The following is an 18,440-nucleotide window of genomic DNA, read 5'->3' on the forward strand; positions in this document are numbered from 1 at the left end:
GAGGTCACATGGCGGGTTGGTACGAAATGAAAAAGAACGACAAGGGTCAGTATTCGTTTGTCCTGAAGGCGGCGAACGGCGAGGTCGTTTTGCGCAGCGAGCTCTACGAGTCGCGCGCGGCCGCGGACAACGGGATCGCGTCGGTCCAGAAGAACAGCCCGGTTGATTCAGCCTACACGCACAGCGACGCGTCGGATGGCCGGTTCTATTTCAACCTCAAGGCCGCCAACCACCAGATCATCGGCACCAGCCAGATGTACAAAACAGCGGCCGCCCGACGCGCCGGCATGGAGTCGGTGCGCACGAATGGGCCGACCACGGCGGTCAAGAACGAGGCATGAGGGGCCGATCGGACGATTGCCCGATCGCTCAATGTCCGCCGCGCAGCTTGTCGATCAGCCCGTTGAGGGCGTCCAGCGATCCGAACTGGATGGCGATCTCGCCCATCTCTTCGATGCGGCCGTGCCGCTTGACGCGCTTTTTCACACGCACCTCCACCTCGGCCATCAGCAGGTCGGCCAGCTCTTCTTCCACGCGGCGGATGTCGCGCGACTTGTCTTTCTTGAGCTTTTGCGGCGACAGCGCGAATTCGGCGCCCAGCTTCTTCACCAGGCTCTCGGCCTCGCGCACCGACATCTTTTTCGCCGCGATCTGGTTGCCGGCGGTGATCTGGGTGGCTTTGTCCAGCGCCAGCAAGGCGCGCGCGTGGCCCATGTCCAGGTCGCCGGCCATCAGCATGGTCTGCACCGGATCGGCGAGTTGCAGCAGGCGCAACAGGTTGCTGGCGGCGCTGCGCGAGCGGCCCACAGCCTGGGCGGCTTGTTCGTGAGTGAGCCCAAACTCCTTCACCAGGCGTTGCAGGCCGTGGGCTTCCTCCAGCGGGTTCAGGTCTTCGCGCTGGATGTTCTCGATCAGGGCCATGGCCGCGGCCGACTCGTCGGGTACGTCTCGCACCAGCACCGGCACGCTGTCCAGCCCCGCCAGCTTCGACGCGCGGAAGCGGCGCTCGCCGGCAATGATCTCAAATTTGCCGGCGTTCGGGCCGGCGGCCAGCTGGCGCACCAGGATTGGCTGCATCACACCCTGGACCTTGATGCTCTCGGCCAGTTCGTACAGCGCGCCCTCGTCCATGCGGGTGCGCGGCTGGTACTGGCCCGCCACCAGCTCGGTGAGAAGCAGGCTTGACGGCAAGCTGCCGGTGTCCGCCGGCGCGCTGTCCACCACCTTGGGGCCCAGCAGGGCTTCGAGTCCACGGCCGAGGCCCTTGGGTTTTTTGGTGACCATGGGTCGTCTTTCGAAAGTCAGAGGTTCATGAGTTCGGCGAGCACCGCGTGCCCGGCAGGCCAGTCGCCCAGGCCGGACTCGGCGTTGATGTGGCCGGCCTCGCCCAGGTCCACAAAGCGCGAACCCCAAGCCATGGCCAAGGCCTGCGCACGCTCGAAACTGCAGTACGGGTCGTTGCGGCTGCCCACCAGCACGCTGGGGAACGGCAAGCGCTGCATGGGAATGGGCGACCAACTGGGCAGCACGGGGCGCATTTCCTCCCGCTCGGCGTCCCCTGGCGCGACCAGCAGCGCCGCTTTCACGCGCGCCGTGTTCTGTGAATGCGCGGCCCACGCCGCGGCGTGCAGGCAGCCCAGGCTGTGCGCCACGAGCACGGCGGGTTCGTCGCAGGTGAACAGCACTTCTTCCAGCTGGGCGATCCAGTCACCACGGCGCGGTTGCATCCAGTCGTGCTGGTCCACCCGTCGGTAACCATGGCTGTTTTCCCAAAGGCTTTGCCAGTGGTCGGGGCCGCTGTTCTGCCAGCCGGGAAGGGTAAGGACGTTCTGAGGTTTCACGTGAAACAACCTGGAGTTCAGAGCTTGCCGATGCGCGCCACCATCTCGGACGCGAAGGCCACAAAGGCCTGGCTGCCCCGGGCGGCTGGATCAAAGATGACGCCGGGGAGGCCATAGCTCGGCGCTTCGGCCAGGCGCACGTTGCGCGGGATCACGGTGTCGAACACCTTGTCTCCGAAGTGGGCCTTGAGCTGGTCGCTCACCTGTTGCTGCAGGGTGATGCGCGGGTCGAACATGACGCGCAGCAGGCCGATGATGGCCAGGTCCTTGTTCAGGTTGGCGTGCACCTGCTTGATGGTGTTGACCAGATCGGTCAGGCCCTCGAGCGCGAAGTACTCGCACTGCATGGGCACGATCACCCCGTGGGCGGCGCACAGGCCGTTGAGCGTGAGCATGCTCAAGGATGGCGGGCAATCGATCAGCACGAAGTCGTAGCTGTCCAGCACCTCGGCCAACGCGGTCTTCAGGCGCTTCTCGCGCCGCTCGACCTCCACCAGCTCGACCTCGGCGCCCGCCAGCTCGCGGTTGGCGCCGAGCACGTGGTAGCCGCACTTCTCCGAGAACACCGCCGCCTCGGCCACCGAGGCCGACTCCAGCAGCACGTCGTACACCGACAGCGCCATTTGCCGCTTGTCCACGCCCGAGCCCATGGTGGCGTTGCCCTGCGGGTCGAGGTCGACCATCAACACACGCTGGCCCACTTTGGCCAGGCCGGCGGCCAGATTCACCGTGGTGGTGGTCTTGCCGACGCCGCCCTTCTGATTCGCCACACAAAAGATCTTGGCCATGCGTGCTTACTTTGAAATGGCCAGCTTGATGCCGAAGCCGATGAGGAAGACGCCCGCGACCTTCTCCAGCACCCGGCCGATGATCGGGTTGGCGCGCATGCGCTCGGCCAGAAAGTGGGTGAGCAGGGTCACCGCCAGGCCGTAGGCGAAGGTGAGCACTGCGATGGTGGCGGCCATAGCGCCGAAGGTGACCAGACCCTGGTGGCGGGCCGGGTCCACGAACAGCGGGAAGAAGGCCATGTAGAACACGATGGCCTTGGGGTTGAGCAGGGTGATGACGAGGGCTTGCTGGAAATACTGGCGCGGGCGGATGTTGAGGATGGGTGCGCCGCCGGGCTTGGCGGTGAGCATCCTGAATCCCAACCAGGCCAGGTAGGCGGCGCCCAGCCACTGCACGGCGCTGAAGGCCGCCGGGTAGGCCGCCAGCAAGGCCGCCACACCGGCCACGGCCAGCCACATCAGCACCTGATCACCGGCGATCACGCCCAGGGTGGCAGCCAGCCCGCCTGAAATGCCGCCCTTGCCCGTGGAGGTGACCAGCGCCAGATTGCCCGGTCCGGGAATGAGCAGGAACACGACGATGGCGGCGACGAAAGCGCCGTAGTCTGCAATGCCGAACATGGAGAACCCCCGGGAAGTGGAGGGTCGAGTTTACGTGAAGGGTTTTGGAGTCACGGCGGCGATCGGCGCGCCGTGTTGCTCAGGCCACAGCCATGGGCCCTGGGCGCATCCAGACGATGCAACGCTCGGCGTCCAGCCCGGGCACCTGGAGCTGTTCCACGTGAAACACATCCACCCTCCCGGCTTCGGACGCCAGTGTGGCGAGCTCGTCGCCAGGGTGTTTTCCCTTCATGGCCATCCAGATGCCACCGGGCATGAGCGCGCCTTGTGACCAGTTGGTGAAGTCGACCAGCGAGGCGAAGGCCCGCGAGCACACGACGTCAAAGCCCTGCCCCGACAGGGCGTTGAGACTCTCCACCCGGGCGTGCAGCCCGCGCAGGTTGGGCAACTTCAGGGTGGCGGCCGCCTGCTGGATGAAGGCTGCCTTTTTGGCCACCGTGTCCACGCAGGTCACGTCCATCTGTGGGCAGGCAATGGCGATCACCACGCCGGGCAAGCCGCCGCCGGAGCCCACGTCGAGCAGCCTGACCGACCGATCGCCCACCTGTTGAAGCAAAGGCTTGATGGCCGCCAGGCTGTCCAGCAGGTGGTGGGTCATCATCTCTTCGGGCAAGCGCACGGCCGTGAGGTTGTAGACCTTGTTCCATTTCTGGAGCAGGCCCAGGTAGTCAAGCAACAGGTCGACCTGGCGCGCGTCGAGCGCGAGCTGGAGCGACTGCAGGCCGGCCTGCAGGGTGGTCCTCAAATCGCTCATGCTTCCAGATCCGCCGCCACGGGCAAGGTGGCAAAACCCTTGAAGCCACCCTTCTTCAAATGGATCAGCAGCAGAGAGATGCTCGCGGGGGTGATGCCCGAAATCCGCGAAGCCTGACCCAGCGTCTCGGGCCGGTGTTTGGCCAGCTTCTGCCGCGCCTCGAACGACAAGGCCGTCACCTGCAGATAGTCCAGATCGCTCGGCAGCTTCAAGCCCTCGAAGTGCGAGGCCCGCTCCACTTCGTTCTTCTGGCGGTCGATGTAGCCCGAGTACTTGGCCGCAATTTCCACCTGCTCCACCACCGGCTCCAGCAGATCGCCCAGTGTTTCACGTGAAACATCGGGGCCCGCGTACTTGCCGGCATCGAGCCCCACCAGCTCGGCGTAGGCCACACCGGGGCGGCGCAGCAGGTCGAACAGGTTGTGTTCGTGTTCGATGGCCTTGCCCAGCACCCGCTCCGATTCGGCCGCGGGCAAGCTGCGCGGGTTCACCCAGGTGGCTTTGAGGCGTTCTGTTTCACGTGAAACAGCATCGCGCTTGCGACAGAAGGCGTCCCACTGTGAGTCGCCCACCAGGCCCATGCGACGACCCGCTTCGGTCAGGCGCATGTCGGCGTTGTCCTCGCGCAGCTGCAGGCGGAACTCGGCCCGGCTGGTGAACATGCGGTAAGGCTCGGTCACGCCCTGGGTGATGAGGTCGTCCACCAGCACGCCGAGATAGGCCTCGTCGCGGCGCGGCAGCCAGGCGTCCTCACCCCGGCACTGCAGCGCGGCATTGATGCCGGCGAACATGCCCTGCGCCGCCGCCTCTTCGTAGCCCGTGGTGCCGTTGATCTGGCCCGCGAAGAACAGGCCCTGGATCTGTTTGGTCTCGAAGCTGCTCTTGAGCGAGCGCGGGTCGAAGTAGTCGTATTCGATGGCGTAGCCCGGACGCAGGATGTGCGCGTTCTCCAGGCCCTTCATGCTGCGCACCAGTTGGTACTGGATATCGAACGGCAGGCTGGTGGAGATGCCGTTGGGGTAGACCTCGTGGGTGGTCAGGCCTTCGGGCTCCAGAAAGATCTGGTGGCTGTCCTTGTCGGCAAAACGGTTGATCTTGTCTTCCACGCTCGGGCAATAGCGCGGGCCCACGCCCTCGATCTTGCCGGTGAACATGGGGCTGCGGTCGAAGCCGGAGCGGATGATGTCGTGCGTGCGCTCGTTGGTGTGCGTGATCCAGCACGGCACCTGCCGCGGGTGCATGGCCGTGTTGCCCATGAAGCTGAACACCGGCACGGGTTTGTCGGCATTCATGCCGCCGGGCACGCCGTCGCCGGGCTGTTCGGTGCACTGGCTGTAATCGATGCTGCGGCCGTCCAGGCGCGGCGGCGTGCCGGTTTTCAGGCGCCCCTGCGGCAGCTTGAGCTCTTTCAGGCGCGCCGAGAGCGAGACCGCGGGTGGGTCACCCGCGCGGCCGGCCGCGTAGTTGTTCAAGCCCACATGGATCTTGCCGTCGAGGAAGGTGCCGGCGGTCAGCACCACGGTGCGGCTGCGAAAGCGGATACCCACTTGCGTCACGGCGCCCACCACGCGGTCACCTTCGACCATCAGGTCGTCCACCGCCTGCTGGAACAGCCAGAGGTTGGGCTGGTTCTCCAGCATGCGGCGGATCGCGGCCTTGTAGAGCACGCGGTCGGCCTGGGCGCGGGTGGCGCGCACGGCCGGGCCCTTGGAGCTGTTCAAGATGCGGAATTGGATGCCGCCTTCGTCGGTGGCCAGCGCCATGGCGCCGCCCATGGCGTCCACCTCTTTCACCAGGTGGCCCTTGCCGATGCCGCCGATGCTGGGGTTGCAGCTCATCTGGCCCAGGGTCTCGATGTTGTGGGTCAGCAGCAGCGTCTTGCTGCCCATCCGCGCAGCCGCGAGCGCGGCTTCGGTGCCGGCGTGGCCGCCGCCAACGACGATGACGTCAAATTCCTGGGGGTACAACATGGTGGTGATCGCTTCCGGGGGTGCAGCCAGCCCGGCGCCCCGGGCAACCCGGGATTGTCCCACCGTTGCGCCTTTTCTGCCCTGCCCCGCCATCCGGTCAACGCAGGAGGTGCGTCGGCACCAGCGCGACGCCCGGATGGCGGTGACGCCAGCGAATTCCTAACCTGAACGCCAGCCCATTCCCCGGGCAGACCACAGGAAGGATTCGCATGAAAACACACTGGCTCGCGGCCTCCGCTGCGCTCGCCTGCTTCAACGCTCAAGCCGGCGCCGGCTTCATGTTCGGCATCAGCCACAACTTTGGCGGCGACACCAGCGTCACCTTCAAGATTCTGTCTTCGGACCGCCGCAACAAGCCGGTGCTGGCCGCGGGCGTGAGCTTCTTCCCCGGCGACGGCCGCCGGATCGGCCTGGACGTGGGTGTGGGCTACAGCTTGCGGCGCACCACCGTCACCTTCAGCCGCGACCTGGTCATGGAGCGTTTCCAGGTCGCTTGGGGACTGTCAAGCACCCGCTGCCCGCCCGCACCCGCCCCTTCGCCGGCCCCGGCACTGGCAGCATCCCCGTCTCCACCACCCCCTGAGCCCGAGGACGACGGATTCTTCAACAGCGTCTTCTGATCGAAGGCCACGACAATGGGCGGATGAGCACACCCCTACCTCTCCTCGTTTTCGCAGGCAGCACCCGCAGCCAATCCTTCAACCGAAAGCTGGCCACCGTCGCCGCCGACCGTGCCCAGGCCGAAGGCGCCCAGGTCACCCACATCGAACTGGCCGACTTCGATCTGCCGATCTACAACGCCGACCTGGAAGCGCGCGGCACGCCCGCGGCCGCCGTCAAGCTCAAGGAGCTCTTCCACGCCCACCCGGCCTGGATCATCGCTTCGCCCGAGTACAACGGCAGCTACACCGCGCTGCTGAAAAACACCATCGACTGGGTCTCCAGCCCCATCAAGGGCGACCCGCTCTGGTCCAGCGGCACCAAGCCGTTTACCGGCAAGGTGGTGGGCCTGCTGAGCGCCTCGCCCGGCGCCCTGGGTGGCCTGCGAAGCTTGTCGCACCTCACTCCCTTGCTCCTGAATCTGGAGTGCTGGGTGGCGCCGAAGCAGTTTGCGCTTTCTCGGGCAGGTGAAGCCTTCGACCCCGACGGCCAACTGGCCACCGAAGCTGCGCGCAACGCCGTGCACGGCGTGGTGGACCAGGTTCTGTGGGCCGGTCAGCGCCTGCGGCCCTGAGGACGCAGGCTCAAGGCGATCTGGTTCGCTGCAGGATCTGCTCGGTGAGCTTCTGGTAGATGCCGTCAAAGTGGTGGCCCCCAGCCATGGGCACCGTGGTCACGAATGCGGTGGGCACCCGCGGGCAGAGCGTTTCGCGGTCGTCGGTGCCGTAGATGCACAGCGTTCTGTCGGCCGCCATCCTCTGCAGCTCGGGCATCAGCGGCAGGCCTGCGGTGTTCGGGGTCATCCAGTTGGCCAGGCGGAACTCGAATGAGGCTTTTTCGCCCGGCCCGATGAGCACGGTGTGAGCCAGAAGCCCGCTGGCCGTGGCTGGCAGCCGGTTGACCGCAAACGGCAACACGTCGGCGCCCTGCGAATAGCCGATGAGCACGACGCGGGACTTCTTCCACTGCGCTGCAAAGCTGCGCATCACGCGGTCCAGGTCCTGCGCCAAGCCGTCGGGCGTGCGGGCCGACCAGAAATAGCGCAGCGAATCCAACCCAACCACCGGCACCCCGGCCGCCGCGAGCTTGGCAGCAAGCTGCTTGTCGATACCGGCCCAGCCCCCGTCACCCGACAGCAGCACGGCCAAGGTGTCCGACGGCACGGTGCTGGGCACGAGCACCAGCGGCAGGTCGGCCACACCGCTGTCGGGCGCCACCGGTGCCACCACCAAGTCCTTGGTGAGCTTCTGGTGCGCGGCCAGCAGTGGGGTCAGCGCGGCGGGACCCGGGGCACCGACGTGTTCCACGCCCGGCACCAGCACCAGCTCGGCACCACCCACCTGCGCCACGAACTTCTGCGCCGCCGCCGGGCTGCACACCTTGTCTTCGCTGTCCTGCAGCGCCATCCAGGGCGCGCGCAGTTTGGGCGCGGGCAGCAGCGTCAGTCCCGCACTGCCTGCGCGCTGGGTGAAGTGCACACCCTCGCCCTTGCACAGCGGCTTCTTCAGGGCCAGCTCTGGGCAGAAGCCCATGGAGATGGCGCCGGCAAAGGTGTCTTCAGGCGCCTGCGCGAGCATCGCGTAGGCCAGCGTGCCGCCCAGACCCGGGCCCACCAGCAGCGGCGGGAAATACGCCGGCAGGCGCGCATAGCCCTGCAGGAAATGCGAGAGGTTTTCCAGGTCGCCATCGGGCAGCAGGCAGTCGCCGCTTTCCTTGCCGATGCGCGCCAGCATGTTCGGCGTGTGGATGCCCGCCACCGCAGCGCCGTGCTCGGCCAGGGCCTGCGCCTGGGCGCCCAGTGCGGGCGTCCAGCCCGCGTCGCCCGAGAGGAACAGCACGAACGACGTCGCCTCGCCCTTGGGCCGGTACAGCGACACATCGGCGAAGCGGCCGTGCGAAATCTTCTCCTGCGCGAGGGCCGGCGCGGCGGCGCCGAGCGCCAGCGCTGCAATCACGAGGGTGGTGGCGATGAGGTTCATTTGGTGATCACGCGACGCAAGCCGCCGGCGATGAGCGCGGCCACATCAGCCAGGATGAAAAAGGGCGCAAAGCCGCCCGGGCAAGCCAGGTAGCGGGGCTCCCAGGTGGGGTCGAATTTTTCCTTGAAACCCCGCAGACCCTGGAAGTTGTAGAAGTTTTCGCCGTGGTTGAACAGCAGGCGGCCCAGCCGGTGCCAGTTGGGCGCCAGCGGGTGCTGCGCCATGCCCGAGAGCGGCACCATGCCCAGGTTGAAACGCTGGTAGCCCTCGGCCTTGAAGTGCAGCAGCGTCTGCGCAAACAGAAAGTCCATCGCGCTGCGCGGTGCGTCGGGCAGCTGGCGCATCAGGTCCACACAGGCCTCCTGCTTCTGGTCGGTGCACAACAGCGTGGCAAAGGCCACCAGCCGCTCGCCCTGGCGCACCACGGCGATCGGCTGGCGCAGCACGTAGTCACGGCGGAAGGCGCCCAGGGAGAACGATTTTTCGGCCGTGTTGTGGTCGCTCAGCCAGGCGCTTGAGATGGCCTGCAGATCGGCAAAGAGGCTCTCGGCCTGGCCCGGGGCCAGCATCTCGAAGCTGAGGTTTTCGCGCTGCGCGCGCGCCACGCCATGGCGCAGGTTGGCGCGGCGCTTGCCCTCCAGACTGAAGCCGGGCAGGTCCACCAGCGCACATTCGCCGAGCTTGTAGACGCGAAGGCCCGCGTCCAGGTACACCGGCAAGCCATCGGGGCGCACCTGGTAGAAGGCGGCGCGCCCGCCGGCTTCACGCGCCTGCTCCACGAAGCGCCACACCAGCTCGCTCCACTCGGCCGCCGGGCCCACCGGGTCGTACAGCGCCACCCACGAGCGCCCGCGACGTCCGAACATGATGAAGGCGCGCTGCGAGTCCGACACCATCAAGCTCTTGTCGCCCATCATCACCAGCCCGGCACCGGCCGAGCCCTGCGCGCGCACGATGCGCTCGGCCTGGTCAAGCGCGCCCGGGTCGGGCCTGACGAGCGCCGTGCGCGGGCGGCGCAGCAGCTGGCTCAAGGCCAGCATCAGCGTGATGAGCGCCACCGCCACCATGGCGCGCAGCGAGCGCGGTGCAAAGCCGTCGAACTCGAACTGCCACCACACCTGGTTCACGTACTCCACGTCGCGGTAGACAAAGAACAGCAGCGCCGTGAGCGCAACCAGCACCGCCGCCACCGCCGCCAGCCAGCCCCAGGTGAAGGCCTGGGAGAACAGCGCGGCCTTGCGGTTGAAGTGGCGGCGCGACAGCACCAGCGAAGTGCCGAGCACGATCAGCAGCACCGCTTCGGACACCGCGATGCCCTTGGGCAGGCACAACACCAGGCTCAACAGCACCAGCACCAGACCGGCCCACCACGAAGCGTCCAGCCGCAGGAACATGCCGCGCGCCACGAACAGCAGGGCCAGGCCCACGATGCTGCCCAGAAAATGCGCCGCCTCCACCACCGGCAGCGGCATGTACCGCACCAGCAGGTCGGTCGCGTCCTGCGTGGCCGGCGTCACGCCCGACACCAGCAGCGCCACACCCACCACCCAGGTGAAGGCCGAGAGCAACAACGGCGACAGGCTGGTGGCCGCCTTCACCACCGGTGTCGCCACGCCCCGGCGCAGCTCGGTGGCCGCCAGCCAGGTCATCGCCAGCGCCAGTGGCAACAGGTGGTAAACCACGCGGTACAGCACCAGCGCGCCCGCCAGTTGCTCGGCCGGCACCCGCTGGCCCAGCGCCAGCAGCATCACCGCTTCAAACACACCCAGACCGCCCGGCACATGGCTGATCACGCCCAGCGCGATGGCCAGCGCGAAAAACCCCACAAAAGCGGGAAACACCACCGCATCCGACGGCAACAGCACCCACAGCGCCGCGGCCGCGGCCACCACATCCACCGCGGACACCAGCAGTTGCTGCGCGGCAATGGACGCGCTGGGCAGGCGCAGCAACAGGCCGGGAAACACTTTCTGCTCACCGCCGCGCATGCAGATGCCCAGGAAAACGCCCGCGGCCACCATCACAGCCACGCCCGCGAACTTCAGCAAGTCGGCGGGCAGTCCCAACATGGCTTGCACCGTGGCCGAGCCCCACACCAGTGCGGCCGCGCCCACCACGGCAATACCCAGCGTGAAGCCCACCGCATTGAAGACGATGGCGCGCGAAATCAGGCCCGCCTCCAGCCCGGCTGCCCCATACAGCCGCAAGCGCACAGCGCCGCCCGTGAGCACACCCAGCCCGATGGTGTTGGACAAGGCGTAAGCGATGAACGCGGTCTTGGCAACCACCGGGTAGGGCAGGCGCGCGCCAGCGTAGGCCAGCGCAGAGCGGTCGTAAAAAGTGAGGGCCAGGTAGCTCAGCGCTGTGGCCAGCACCGAGAGCAGCAGCACCGACAGCGGCGTGGCCCGCACCGCCGCCACGATCTGGTCGTAGCTGAGCTCGGCCATGACCTTGTGCGCCGCCTCCACCACCAGCGCACCCATCAACAGCGTCAGCGCGGCATACACCCACAGACGCCACTGACTGAGCCGGGAAATCAGGGTTTCGGGAGCGGGAACATTCACTAGCGACATGGCTGGAGCGGGAGTCTGCAACCCGGCTGCGCACATGCGCAGGTCCCGGCCGCACAAAGCGGGTGCGGCAGTTTAGCGCTGGCCACTGCGCAGGCCCGACAATCGCCGGCATGCCCCAGGCCCTGCGCTCCCTTCCGCCCTTCGCATGCCGCACCGGTTGTGCGGCCTGCTGCACCGCGCCCTCCATCAGCAGCCCCTTGCCCGGCCTGCCGATGGGCAAACCCGCCGGCATGGCCTGCCCGCAGCTTGACGCCGAACTGCGTTGCCGGCTGTTCGGTCAGCCCGAGCGCCCGGCGGTGTGCAGCTCACTCGCCCCCGGGCCCGAGATGTGCGGCAACAACCGCGAACACGCCATGGCCTGGCTGAGCCGGCTGGAACGCGACACCCAACCCCACCACCCATGAACACCACCGACTGGCACAGCCTCAGCCACCTCTACCCGGCGCTCGGGTCAGCCGTGTCGGCCGCCGACGCCGAGGCCCTGGGGGTGATGGACGTGCCCGCCGGCACCACCCTGTTTCGTGAACAGGAGCGCTGCGGCGGCTTTCCGCTGCTGCTCAGCGGCGAGGTGCGGGTCTCACGCTCGGCCAGCAGCGGGCGCGAGCTGGAGCTCTACCGCGTGGTGCCGGGCGAGATGTGCCTGGTGTCCTCGTCGTGCCTGTTCGTGGACCAGCCGCTCAGCGCACACGGGGTCACGGTCAAGCCCACCCGGCTGGCGCTGCTGGCGCCCGCAGCGTTCCGCGCCGCGCTGGCCCACACCGACTTTCGGGACTTCGTGCTCGGCCTGTTCGCCGCGCGCCTGGCCGATCTCACCGGCCTGATCGAGGCCATTGCCTTCCAGCGGCTCGACAGCCGCCTGGCCGCCGCCCTGCTCGGCCACGGCACCCAGGTGCACGCCACCCACCAGGCGCTGGCCGACGAACTGGGCACGGTGCGCGAAATCGTCACCCGCCTGCTGCACCGCTTCGAGCGCGACGGCTGGGTGGAGCTCTCGCGCGAGCGCATCACCGTGCGCGACAGCGCCGCCCTGCGCGCACTCGCGGCCCTGCAACCCCGCTGACAGCCGCCCTATGTGACCCAGGTCACATACCCGGCCTGCGCCCGCGAGCCCAATGGCTGCACACCACCCCGCTGCGGGGCGGCCCAGTCAACGGAGAATCACCATGACCAAAAACGTCGGCGGCATCGACCGCGCCCTTCGCATCGCCATCGGTCTGGCCCTCATCGCCGCGGCCGCCACCGGCACCGTCGGCCTGTGGGGCTACATCGGCGTGCTGCTCCTGCTCACCGGCCTGGTGGGCTGGTGCCCGCCCTACGCCATGCTGGGCTTCAACACCTGCGCCATGAAGAAGTGAACTGTCGGGCGCTTCTGTCCTTGCTGGGACACGACAGACGCGCCCAAGCGGCATAAAGTGCAGGGCTCGCGCCCGGTCGAGGCGCGCCAGGAGACACCCCATGCACATCCCGTCCCTCAGAGAAGTCGTCAGTGCCGAAGAATGGGCGCTGCGTTGTGACCTCGCCGCCTGCTACCGGCTCGTCGCCGCCTACGGCTGGAGCGATCTGGTCTTCACCCACATCAGCGCCAAGCTGCCCGATTCGGTCACCGGCGGCGAACACCACTTCCTCATCAACCCCTATGGCCTCATGTTTGACGAGATCACGGCCAGCAGCCTGGTCAAGGTCGACATGGCGTGCAACAAGCTGCTCGACTCGCCCTTCCCGGTGAACCCGGCCGGCTTCGTGATCCACAGCGCCGTGCACGAAGCGCGGCCCGAAGCCGGCTGCGTGATGCACACCCACTCGCGCGCCGGCGTGGCCGTGAGCGCGCAGAAGGCCGGCATCCTGCCCATCAGCCAGCAAAGCACCTTCGTGCTCGCCTCGCTGGCGTATCACACGTACGAGGGCGTGGCCCTGCGAGCGGAAGAAAAGGTGCGCCTGCAGGCCGACCTGGGCAAAGCCAACCACCTCGTGCTGCGCAACCACGGCCTGCTCACCGTGGGCAAGACCATCCCCGACGCCTTCCTGGCCATGTACACGCTGGAGAACACCTGCCGCATCCAGATCGACGCCCTGGCCGGCGGGACCGAACTCACCCAGGTCGACCCCGCCATCCTGGCAGGCATGGCCGACGTGATGCGCGTGGCCACGGCCGGGTTGGGTTCGCAGCTGGCTTGGCCGGCGTTGTTGCGCAAGGTCGAGAAGCTGGATCCGGGGTACAGGACTTGAGCGTCTCTGAACGGCCAGGAGCAGCCGGTGGGGTACTTCCGAAGCGGACGTTCAACGCTTGACATGAGAGGCGGCCGAGTGCGTTAGCTCTCGGACGTCCCTCTCGATGGGAGGGTCAGGCGTTACTTTGCTTGCGCCGCAAGATTGGCTGCCTCATGAAGGACCAATCCCTTTTTGGAACCGCCTGATTCCAGATAGCGCCGTATGCCAGAGAGAGTGGCCAGGTCATTTAGCCAAGCTACTCCATCTATGAGAATCGCTTCGATGAGTGCTTGAGTTGGAACTTCGTTTGCATTTGCAGCGACAACGCATTGCTCACGCTCTGATTGCGTTACTCGTTCCAGCCGGACTTGGACGTGACACCGGTTTTCGGGTGGATTTTGTTCTTCACCAAGCGACCTGACGTAGACGCCAAGGTTCACATACATGTTGTCTCCGTATGGGCTCTTCTGCAGATTCAGAACTTGTATGACGTCAGGACAGTGGCGCCTCCAAGTCTTTGCCTTCTTCTTGAAGCCGCTGACTTTAAGAAAAGGTGCGATGGCTGTTTCTAGAGGGAGCATTAGTGACGCCTAGCGTTTGAGCTGAGCGGGTCCGCTCGAGCGAAGGGGTAGGCCGTGCCGCGCGCGTTGGGTAATTGTTTCCGGGCTACAGGGTATGTTCGAGTAGCTCATGTCGCAGCCAGTGCTGAACGGGCCAAGAGGGATTGCATGCGGATGTTCATTTCGAGCATCGTCTTCGAGAACTGTTGTACCGCGGCAAGTTTCAGAACTGGCTGTCCGGGCTCGTGAGTGAGGACAATGCCCGCATCTTCATCGTGCAACTGCTCGCCGAGCGCGAGGCTAACCGAAAGCGGGTTGTGCAAGATCTTGTTTCTCATTGGTGCGGTGGCGCGGGCTTCTTCGAGAAACACCGTCCACTCATCTGCGAGTTCGACTTCTCCTCGCGCCTTCAGGTGCTCGCAGACGAGTTCTCTGGCTTTCTCAACTCGATCCTGATAGGGGAGTTTCGCCATTTTTGCTCTGTCTTGAGGGCTCCCCAGCATTTCGACGAGCGCGTAACTCAGACCTTCTAGTTGCGCGAAGTAGCAGGCGATCCAGCCATACGCGTCAAGCCAAAAGCCACTGAGATCGTCTGTTGACACTTTGATATAGCGCTCAATCGACGGAATGGGGACTTGTGGGGTGCTCATTGCGTGGCCTAACTTAATGTACCCCGCAGAGCCTGTGGGATAAGCTGGGTGGTGCGGGATATTCTGGTCACGGGGTCTTCCAGAAAATGGCTTGAAGCCTGATTCAAGGCGATGCACCGCCTGAAAATCCAAGTATAAAAATCCTTGAAACCAGGCACGCGTGCCCTGACGCAAATATAGCTTCCGAACAGACGCAGTTCGTGACCGTCAACTGCCCATCCCTTGGACAGCAGAGCAAGCTGTACCAATGACCGGTTTGGGACGGGATGCCCACCGTCGCCTCAGGGCCCAACTCAGACTTCCGTTGCCACCAGTCCTATCGGGGGCCGCCGTCGTAAAGACGTTTCAAGCAGCCCGCCCCACGAACGCGGTCATACCCTCCAGCACTGTCCGCAACCGCATGAGCTCGCGCGAGCCGTCCAGCCGGGGTGACAACGATGCCAGCTTCGACACCCAGCCCAGGCGCGGCAGCAGGTGCGCGATGAAGCCGCGCAGGGTGGGGCCGCCGGTACCCGCGTCGGCGTAAGCCTGCAGCACCGCGCGCACCGCGTCCGGCCCCTGCGGCTGCAGGTAGCGCGCCAGTGACAACAACAGCTGCAGCGCGTCGTACACCTGCACCGTGGCCAGCGCCATGCCGGGTTGCAGGCGCTCTTCAAAGTCGAGGCGGGCGAAGTGTTCGCCGTTCCAGGTGAGGTTGCGGGTCTGGGCGCCGCCGTGCCAGTGGCCGCGGGTGTGGAAGCTGGCCAGGTCGGCGCTGGCGGCGCACATCAGCGCCAGGTGTTCACCGTCGGGCAGGCGGTGCAGCACATGGTCCAGCGTGTCGCCAATGTCGCTGGTGGTCAGTGAAAACCCGTCGAAGGCCAGCACGGTGGGCACGTGTTCGCCGGCGGCCGCCAGAGCCAGCAAGCGCTGGTGCTCAAAGGCCAGCAGCTCGGCGCCATCGGTCTGGCGCACCGCGTGCCACGGCACCGGCACACCGACGAAATGCGCGAACACCCAGATGCTGACGGACTTGCGCCAGCTGCGCAACGGCCGGTCGGCGGTCTTGGTCCAGGTCTTGGCGGACGGGGTGGGGGCGGCAGGGGCGGTGGGGGTGTTCAAGCAGCCGGATTATCCAGAAACCCGGGCACCCGCGGAACTGGCTCTGCCAGGCCGCAGGGTGCGCCCCCTTGAGGGGGTGACGCCGCAGGCGGCGCGGGGGTGCCTTCGATCAGGCTGCGTTGCCGTAACGATCCAGCTCCCAGTCGCTCACCTGCTGGCTGTAGCTGGCCCATTCAGCGTGCTTGAGCGCAAGGAATTCGGCACAGAACGCATCGCCCACGGCAGCACGCAACGGTGCGTCCTGCTCCAGCGCCTGCAGCGCGGCGAACAGGTCGCGCGGCAGGCGTTCGGGCATGGCCTCACCGCGCGCATGCACCTCGTACAGGTCGTCGGCGCAGGGCGTGGCGGCGGGCAAGGCCTGCTCGATGCCCGAGAGGCCGGCGGCCAGCGTGCCGGCGATGGCGGCGTACACGTTGCACGACGGGTCGGGCAGGCGCCACTCGATGCGCCCGGCCACGGTGCGCACGAGGCAGGTGCGGTTGTTGTCGCCCATGGCCTTCCACACCGGCGACCAGGTGGTGCCGGATGCGCTGCGGCTGGCCGCCAGGCGCTTGTAGCTGTTGACGGTGGGCGCGCACAGGGCGGCCAATGCGTCGGCGTGGTGCAGCAGGCCGGCGGCGAACTGGTGGCCGGCGGTGCTCAGGCCCAGCGCGCCGGCCGGGTCGGCCATCACCGCGTTTCCCTTGCTGTCGGTCAGGCTCAGGTGGAAATGCAGCCCGCTGCCCGGCGCGTGCGCCAGCGGCTTGGGCATGGTGGAAAACACCGCGCCGTGCTGCGCCGCCACCGCCTGCGCGGCGAGCTTGAAGAGCTGGTAACGGTCGGCGGCGGCCAGCGCGTCGTCGTGCTGGTAATTGATCTCGTATTGGCCACACGCGTCTTCGTGGTCGATCTGCTGCAACCCGAAGCCCAGCGCGGTGAGCGTCTGGCGCATCGCATCGAGAAACGCGTAGTTGCGCCCGATGGCCTGCAAGTCGTACGAGGGTTTGGCGAGGCCGTCCAACGCATCGGCCACCTGCCAGCGGCCCTGGGCGTCGCGCTTGAGCAGGAAGAACTCGGGCTCGATGCCGACCCACAGCGTCCAGCCGCGCGCGTTCAGGCGCTCGACCTGGCGCTTGAGCACCTGGCGCGAGCAGGTGTCCAGCGGCTCGCCGCCGGCAAAACCGTCGCACACCGCGTGCGCCACGCCGGGCATGAAGGGCAGCGGGCGCAGGCTCTCGGGCACCACACGGCCCATGTACTCGCTGCGCGCGCCCATGCGCGGCAGGCCGGTGCCGCTGATGCTCGGGCCAGAGAAGCCGGCACCGCTGCTCACCGCACCAGGCAGGCCTTCGAGCGGCACCAGCTTGCCCTTGGGACCGCCAGGCAGGTCGGTGAAGGTGGTGAGCACCGAGTGGATGCCCTGCGCGCGCAGGGCGTTGATACGTTCGTCTAATGACAAGCTCAAGCGAGCACCTCGGCCAGCGCGGCATCAAACGCGGCCAGGCCTTCGGCGAACACGCTGTCTTCGATGGTCAACGGAAAGAGGAAACGGATCACGTTGCCGTAGACGCCGCAGGTCAGCAGCAGCAGGCCACGCTGGAGCGCGGCGGCTTGCACCTGTTTCGTGGTGTCGGCATCGGGCGCGCCGGCGGGGTCGATGAACTCGCAGGCCACCATGGCGCCCAGGCCGCGCACGTCGCCCATGCGCTTGGGGTACATGGCGCTCTGGGCCGTCAGGTGGCCGATGAGCTGGTCACCCAGCTTCTGCGCGCGCTCGGGCAGCTTTTCTTCTGCCATCACGTCAAGCACCGCATGCGACGCCGCGATGGCCAGCGGGTTGCCGGCGTAGGTGCCGCCCAGGCCGCCCGGGGCCGGGCCGTCCATGATGGCGGCCTTGCCCGACACGGCTGACAGCGTGGTGCCGCCGGCCATGCTCTTGGCCATGGTCATGAGGTCGACCGACACGCCGAAATGCTCCATGGCAAACATCTTGCCGGTGCGCGCAAAACCGGTCTGCACCTCGTCGGCCACCAGCAGGATGCCGTGCTGGTCGCAGAGCTCGCGCAGCCACTTCACCGCTGCGGGCTGGATCACGTTGAAACCGCCCTCGCCCTGCACCGGCTCGAACACGATGGCCGCCACGCGGCTGGGTTCGATGTCGCACTTGAAGAGCTGCTCCATCGCGCGCTTCGTGTCGTCCAGCGAACTGCAATGGCAGGGAAACGGCACGTGGAAGATCTCGGACGGGAACGGGCCGAAGCCGGCCTTGTAGGGCTGCACCTTGCCGGTGAGCGCCACCGCGAACATGCTGCGGCCGTGGAACGCGCCACCGAAGGCGATGACGCCAGTGCGCCCGGTGCTGTAGCGCGCGATCTTCATCGCGTTCTCGATCGCCTCCGCGCCGGTGGAGAAAAACGCGGTCTTCACGGGGCCGTCGATCGGCACGATGGCGTTGATGCGCTCGGCCAGCGCCACGTACTCGGTGTAGGGCACGACCTGGTAGCAGCTGTGCGTGAAGCGCTGCAGCTGCGCGGCGATGGCGGCCTGCACCTTGGGGTGCACGTGCCCGGTGTTAAGCACCGCGATGCCGCCGGCGAAGTCGATGAAGCGGCGGCCCTCGATGTCCCAGAACTCGGCGTTCAACGCCCGGTCGATGAAGAAGTCGCCATACACACCCACGCCGCGCGGCGTGGCAGCCTGGCGGCGCGCGTGCCAGGCGGCGTTGGTGTTGTCGGTCTTGATGTCGTTCATGGCGT

At 66.8% G+C, this 18,440-nt stretch carries 20 protein-coding genes; 7 read left to right on the forward strand and 13 right to left on the reverse strand.

What is annotated here, in order from left to right:
* The first annotated feature begins 8 nt into the window (after positions 1-8).
* Positions 9-341: a YegP family protein gene (locus ASE11_RS01880; protein WP_056264997.1), complete on the forward strand. Its 333-nt coding sequence runs from the start codon at positions 9-11 to the stop codon at positions 339-341.
* 28 nt (positions 342-369) lie between these two features.
* On the opposite strand, the gene ASE11_RS01885 is transcribed toward ASE11_RS01880, so the two are convergent.
* The 6 genes from ASE11_RS01885 to mnmG all read right to left on the reverse strand — a co-directional run bounded on the left by ASE11_RS01885 (position 370) and on the right by mnmG (position 5,974).
* Positions 370-1,284, reverse strand: a complete 915-nt coding sequence (locus ASE11_RS01885) for a ParB/RepB/Spo0J family partition protein (protein ID WP_056265002.1) — start codon at positions 1,282-1,284, stop codon at positions 370-372.
* Positions 1,285-1,301: 17 nt separating this feature from the next.
* Positions 1,302-1,841 carry an RBBP9/YdeN family alpha/beta hydrolase gene (locus ASE11_RS01890; RefSeq protein ID WP_056265640.1) on the reverse strand — a complete coding sequence of 180 codons (540 nt, stop codon included), beginning with the start codon at positions 1,839-1,841 and terminating at the stop codon, positions 1,302-1,304.
* A 17-nt stretch (positions 1,842-1,858) separates the two neighbouring features.
* Positions 1,859-2,629 (reverse strand): ParA family protein, encoded by a 771-nt coding sequence (locus ASE11_RS01895; protein ID WP_056265005.1) that lies wholly within the window; start codon positions 2,627-2,629, stop codon positions 1,859-1,861.
* Positions 2,630-2,635: 6 nt separating this feature from the next.
* Positions 2,636-3,250, reverse strand: coding sequence for a LysE family transporter (locus ASE11_RS01900; RefSeq protein WP_056265010.1), 615 nt, complete (start codon positions 3,248-3,250; stop codon positions 2,636-2,638).
* 79 nt (positions 3,251-3,329) lie between these two features.
* Positions 3,330-4,004, reverse strand: coding sequence for a 16S rRNA (guanine(527)-N(7))-methyltransferase RsmG (gene rsmG, locus ASE11_RS01905; RefSeq protein ID WP_056265013.1), 675 nt, complete (start codon positions 4,002-4,004; stop codon positions 3,330-3,332).
* Entirely contained in the window at positions 4,001-5,974 is a 1,974-nt protein-coding gene (mnmG, locus tag ASE11_RS01910) for a tRNA uridine-5-carboxymethylaminomethyl(34) synthesis enzyme MnmG (protein WP_056265017.1), read from the reverse strand. The genes rsmG and mnmG overlap by 4 nt, the downstream gene beginning before the upstream one ends.
* Positions 5,975-6,183: 209 nt before the next feature.
* On the opposite strand from mnmG, the gene ASE11_RS01915 reads away from it, so the two are divergent.
* Positions 6,184-6,594, forward strand: a complete 411-nt coding sequence (locus ASE11_RS01915) for a hypothetical protein (RefSeq protein ID WP_056265022.1) — start codon at positions 6,184-6,186, stop codon at positions 6,592-6,594.
* 23 nt (positions 6,595-6,617) lie between these two features.
* A complete protein-coding gene (locus ASE11_RS01920; protein ID WP_056265025.1) occupies positions 6,618-7,208 on the forward strand; it encodes an NADPH-dependent FMN reductase in 591 nt (196 codons plus the stop codon).
* A 10-nt stretch (positions 7,209-7,218) separates the two neighbouring features.
* Here ASE11_RS01920 and ASE11_RS01925 read toward each other — a convergent pair whose 3' ends face one another.
* Together ASE11_RS01925 and mprF are read right to left on the reverse strand one after the other, a co-directional pair.
* Entirely contained in the window at positions 7,219-8,613 is a 1,395-nt protein-coding gene (locus tag ASE11_RS01925; RefSeq protein WP_056265028.1) for an AcvB/VirJ family lysyl-phosphatidylglycerol hydrolase, read from the reverse strand.
* Positions 8,610-11,186 (reverse strand): bifunctional lysylphosphatidylglycerol flippase/synthetase MprF, encoded by a 2,577-nt coding sequence (gene mprF / locus ASE11_RS01930; protein ID WP_156406195.1) that lies wholly within the window; start codon positions 11,184-11,186, stop codon positions 8,610-8,612. The genes ASE11_RS01925 and mprF overlap by 4 nt, the downstream gene beginning before the upstream one ends.
* Before the next feature lie 110 nt (positions 11,187-11,296).
* Here mprF and ASE11_RS01935 point away from each other — a divergent pair, with 110 nt between their 5' ends.
* From ASE11_RS01935 to ASE11_RS01950, 4 genes are all read left to right on the forward strand, one after another.
* The gene (locus ASE11_RS01935; protein ID WP_056265030.1) at positions 11,297-11,590 is read left to right on the forward strand and encodes a YkgJ family cysteine cluster protein; all 294 of its coding nucleotides are present in this window, start codon (positions 11,297-11,299) and stop codon (positions 11,588-11,590) included.
* On the forward strand, positions 11,587-12,246 hold the full coding sequence (locus ASE11_RS01940; RefSeq protein ID WP_056265034.1) for a Crp/Fnr family transcriptional regulator: 660 nt from the start codon (positions 11,587-11,589) through the stop codon (positions 12,244-12,246). Before ASE11_RS01935 ends, ASE11_RS01940 begins: the two co-directional genes overlap by 4 nt.
* A 103-nt stretch (positions 12,247-12,349) precedes the next feature.
* Positions 12,350-12,541 (forward strand): DUF2892 domain-containing protein, encoded by a 192-nt coding sequence (locus ASE11_RS01945; protein WP_056265036.1) that lies wholly within the window; start codon positions 12,350-12,352, stop codon positions 12,539-12,541.
* Between the two features lie 100 nt (positions 12,542-12,641).
* Positions 12,642-13,412, forward strand: a complete 771-nt coding sequence (locus ASE11_RS01950) for a class II aldolase/adducin family protein (protein ID WP_056265039.1) — start codon at positions 12,642-12,644, stop codon at positions 13,410-13,412.
* A gap of 122 nt (positions 13,413-13,534) precedes the next feature.
* On the opposite strand, the gene ASE11_RS25125 is transcribed toward ASE11_RS01950, so the two are convergent.
* The 5 genes from ASE11_RS25125 to gabT all read right to left on the reverse strand — a co-directional run bounded on the left by ASE11_RS25125 (position 13,535) and on the right by gabT (position 18,435).
* Positions 13,535-13,975 carry a DUF4304 domain-containing protein gene (locus tag ASE11_RS25125; RefSeq protein ID WP_082585445.1) on the reverse strand — a complete coding sequence of 147 codons (441 nt, stop codon included), beginning with the start codon at positions 13,973-13,975 and terminating at the stop codon, positions 13,535-13,537.
* 107 nt (positions 13,976-14,082) lie between these two features.
* Entirely contained in the window at positions 14,083-14,604 is a 522-nt protein-coding gene (locus ASE11_RS01955) for a hypothetical protein (RefSeq protein ID WP_056265042.1), read from the reverse strand.
* Positions 14,605-14,949: 345 nt separating this feature from the next.
* Positions 14,950-15,705 carry a hypothetical protein gene (locus ASE11_RS01960; RefSeq protein ID WP_056265045.1) on the reverse strand — a complete coding sequence of 252 codons (756 nt, stop codon included), beginning with the start codon at positions 15,703-15,705 and terminating at the stop codon, positions 14,950-14,952.
* A 109-nt stretch (positions 15,706-15,814) separates the two neighbouring features.
* Positions 15,815-17,149, reverse strand: a complete 1,335-nt coding sequence (locus ASE11_RS01965) for a glutamine synthetase (RefSeq protein ID WP_056265047.1) — start codon at positions 17,147-17,149, stop codon at positions 15,815-15,817.
* Complete coding sequence (gene gabT / locus ASE11_RS01970) at positions 17,146-18,435, reverse strand: 4-aminobutyrate--2-oxoglutarate transaminase (RefSeq protein WP_056265647.1); 1,290 nt, start codon at positions 18,433-18,435, stop codon at positions 17,146-17,148. The genes ASE11_RS01965 and gabT overlap by 4 nt, the downstream gene beginning before the upstream one ends.
* Positions 18,436-18,440: the final 5 nt, after the last annotated feature.

Origin of the sequence: Hydrogenophaga sp. Root209, from assembly GCF_001428625.1 — a bacterium.
In the GTDB taxonomy this organism is placed as follows: domain Bacteria; phylum Pseudomonadota; class Gammaproteobacteria; order Burkholderiales; family Burkholderiaceae_C; genus Hydrogenophaga.

Coding starts and splice junctions, on each gene's coding strand:
- gabT (WP_056265647.1), bottom strand. CDS start 18,435: ATGAACGACATCAAGACCGACAACACCAACGCCGCCTGGCACGCGCGC.
- ASE11_RS25125 (WP_082585445.1), bottom strand. CDS start 13,975: ATGCTCCCTCTAGAAACAGCCATCGCACCTTTTCTTAAAGTCAGCGGC.
- mprF (WP_156406195.1), bottom strand. CDS start 11,186: ATGTCGCTAGTGAATGTTCCCGCTCCCGAAACCCTGATTTCCCGGCTC.
- ASE11_RS01940 (WP_056265034.1), top strand. CDS start 11,587: ATGAACACCACCGACTGGCACAGCCTCAGCCACCTCTACCCGGCGCTC.
- ASE11_RS01895 (WP_056265005.1), bottom strand. CDS start 2,629: ATGGCCAAGATCTTTTGTGTGGCGAATCAGAAGGGCGGCGTCGGCAAG.
- ASE11_RS01880 (WP_056264997.1), top strand. CDS start 9: ATGGCGGGTTGGTACGAAATGAAAAAGAACGACAAGGGTCAGTATTCG.
- ASE11_RS01950 (WP_056265039.1), top strand. CDS start 12,642: ATGCACATCCCGTCCCTCAGAGAAGTCGTCAGTGCCGAAGAATGGGCG.
- ASE11_RS01945 (WP_056265036.1), top strand. CDS start 12,350: ATGACCAAAAACGTCGGCGGCATCGACCGCGCCCTTCGCATCGCCATC.
- mnmG (WP_056265017.1), bottom strand. CDS start 5,974: ATGTTGTACCCCCAGGAATTTGACGTCATCGTCGTTGGCGGCGGCCAC.
- ASE11_RS01955 (WP_056265042.1), bottom strand. CDS start 14,604: ATGAGCACCCCACAAGTCCCCATTCCGTCGATTGAGCGCTATATCAAA.
- ASE11_RS01920 (WP_056265025.1), top strand. CDS start 6,618: ATGAGCACACCCCTACCTCTCCTCGTTTTCGCAGGCAGCACCCGCAGC.
- ASE11_RS01915 (WP_056265022.1), top strand. CDS start 6,184: ATGAAAACACACTGGCTCGCGGCCTCCGCTGCGCTCGCCTGCTTCAAC.
- ASE11_RS01925 (WP_056265028.1), bottom strand. CDS start 8,613: ATGAACCTCATCGCCACCACCCTCGTGATTGCAGCGCTGGCGCTCGGC.
- rsmG (WP_056265013.1), bottom strand. CDS start 4,004: ATGAGCGATTTGAGGACCACCCTGCAGGCCGGCCTGCAGTCGCTCCAG.
- ASE11_RS01900 (WP_056265010.1), bottom strand. CDS start 3,250: ATGTTCGGCATTGCAGACTACGGCGCTTTCGTCGCCGCCATCGTCGTG.
- ASE11_RS01935 (WP_056265030.1), top strand. CDS start 11,297: ATGCCCCAGGCCCTGCGCTCCCTTCCGCCCTTCGCATGCCGCACCGGT.
- ASE11_RS01885 (WP_056265002.1), bottom strand. CDS start 1,284: ATGGTCACCAAAAAACCCAAGGGCCTCGGCCGTGGACTCGAAGCCCTG.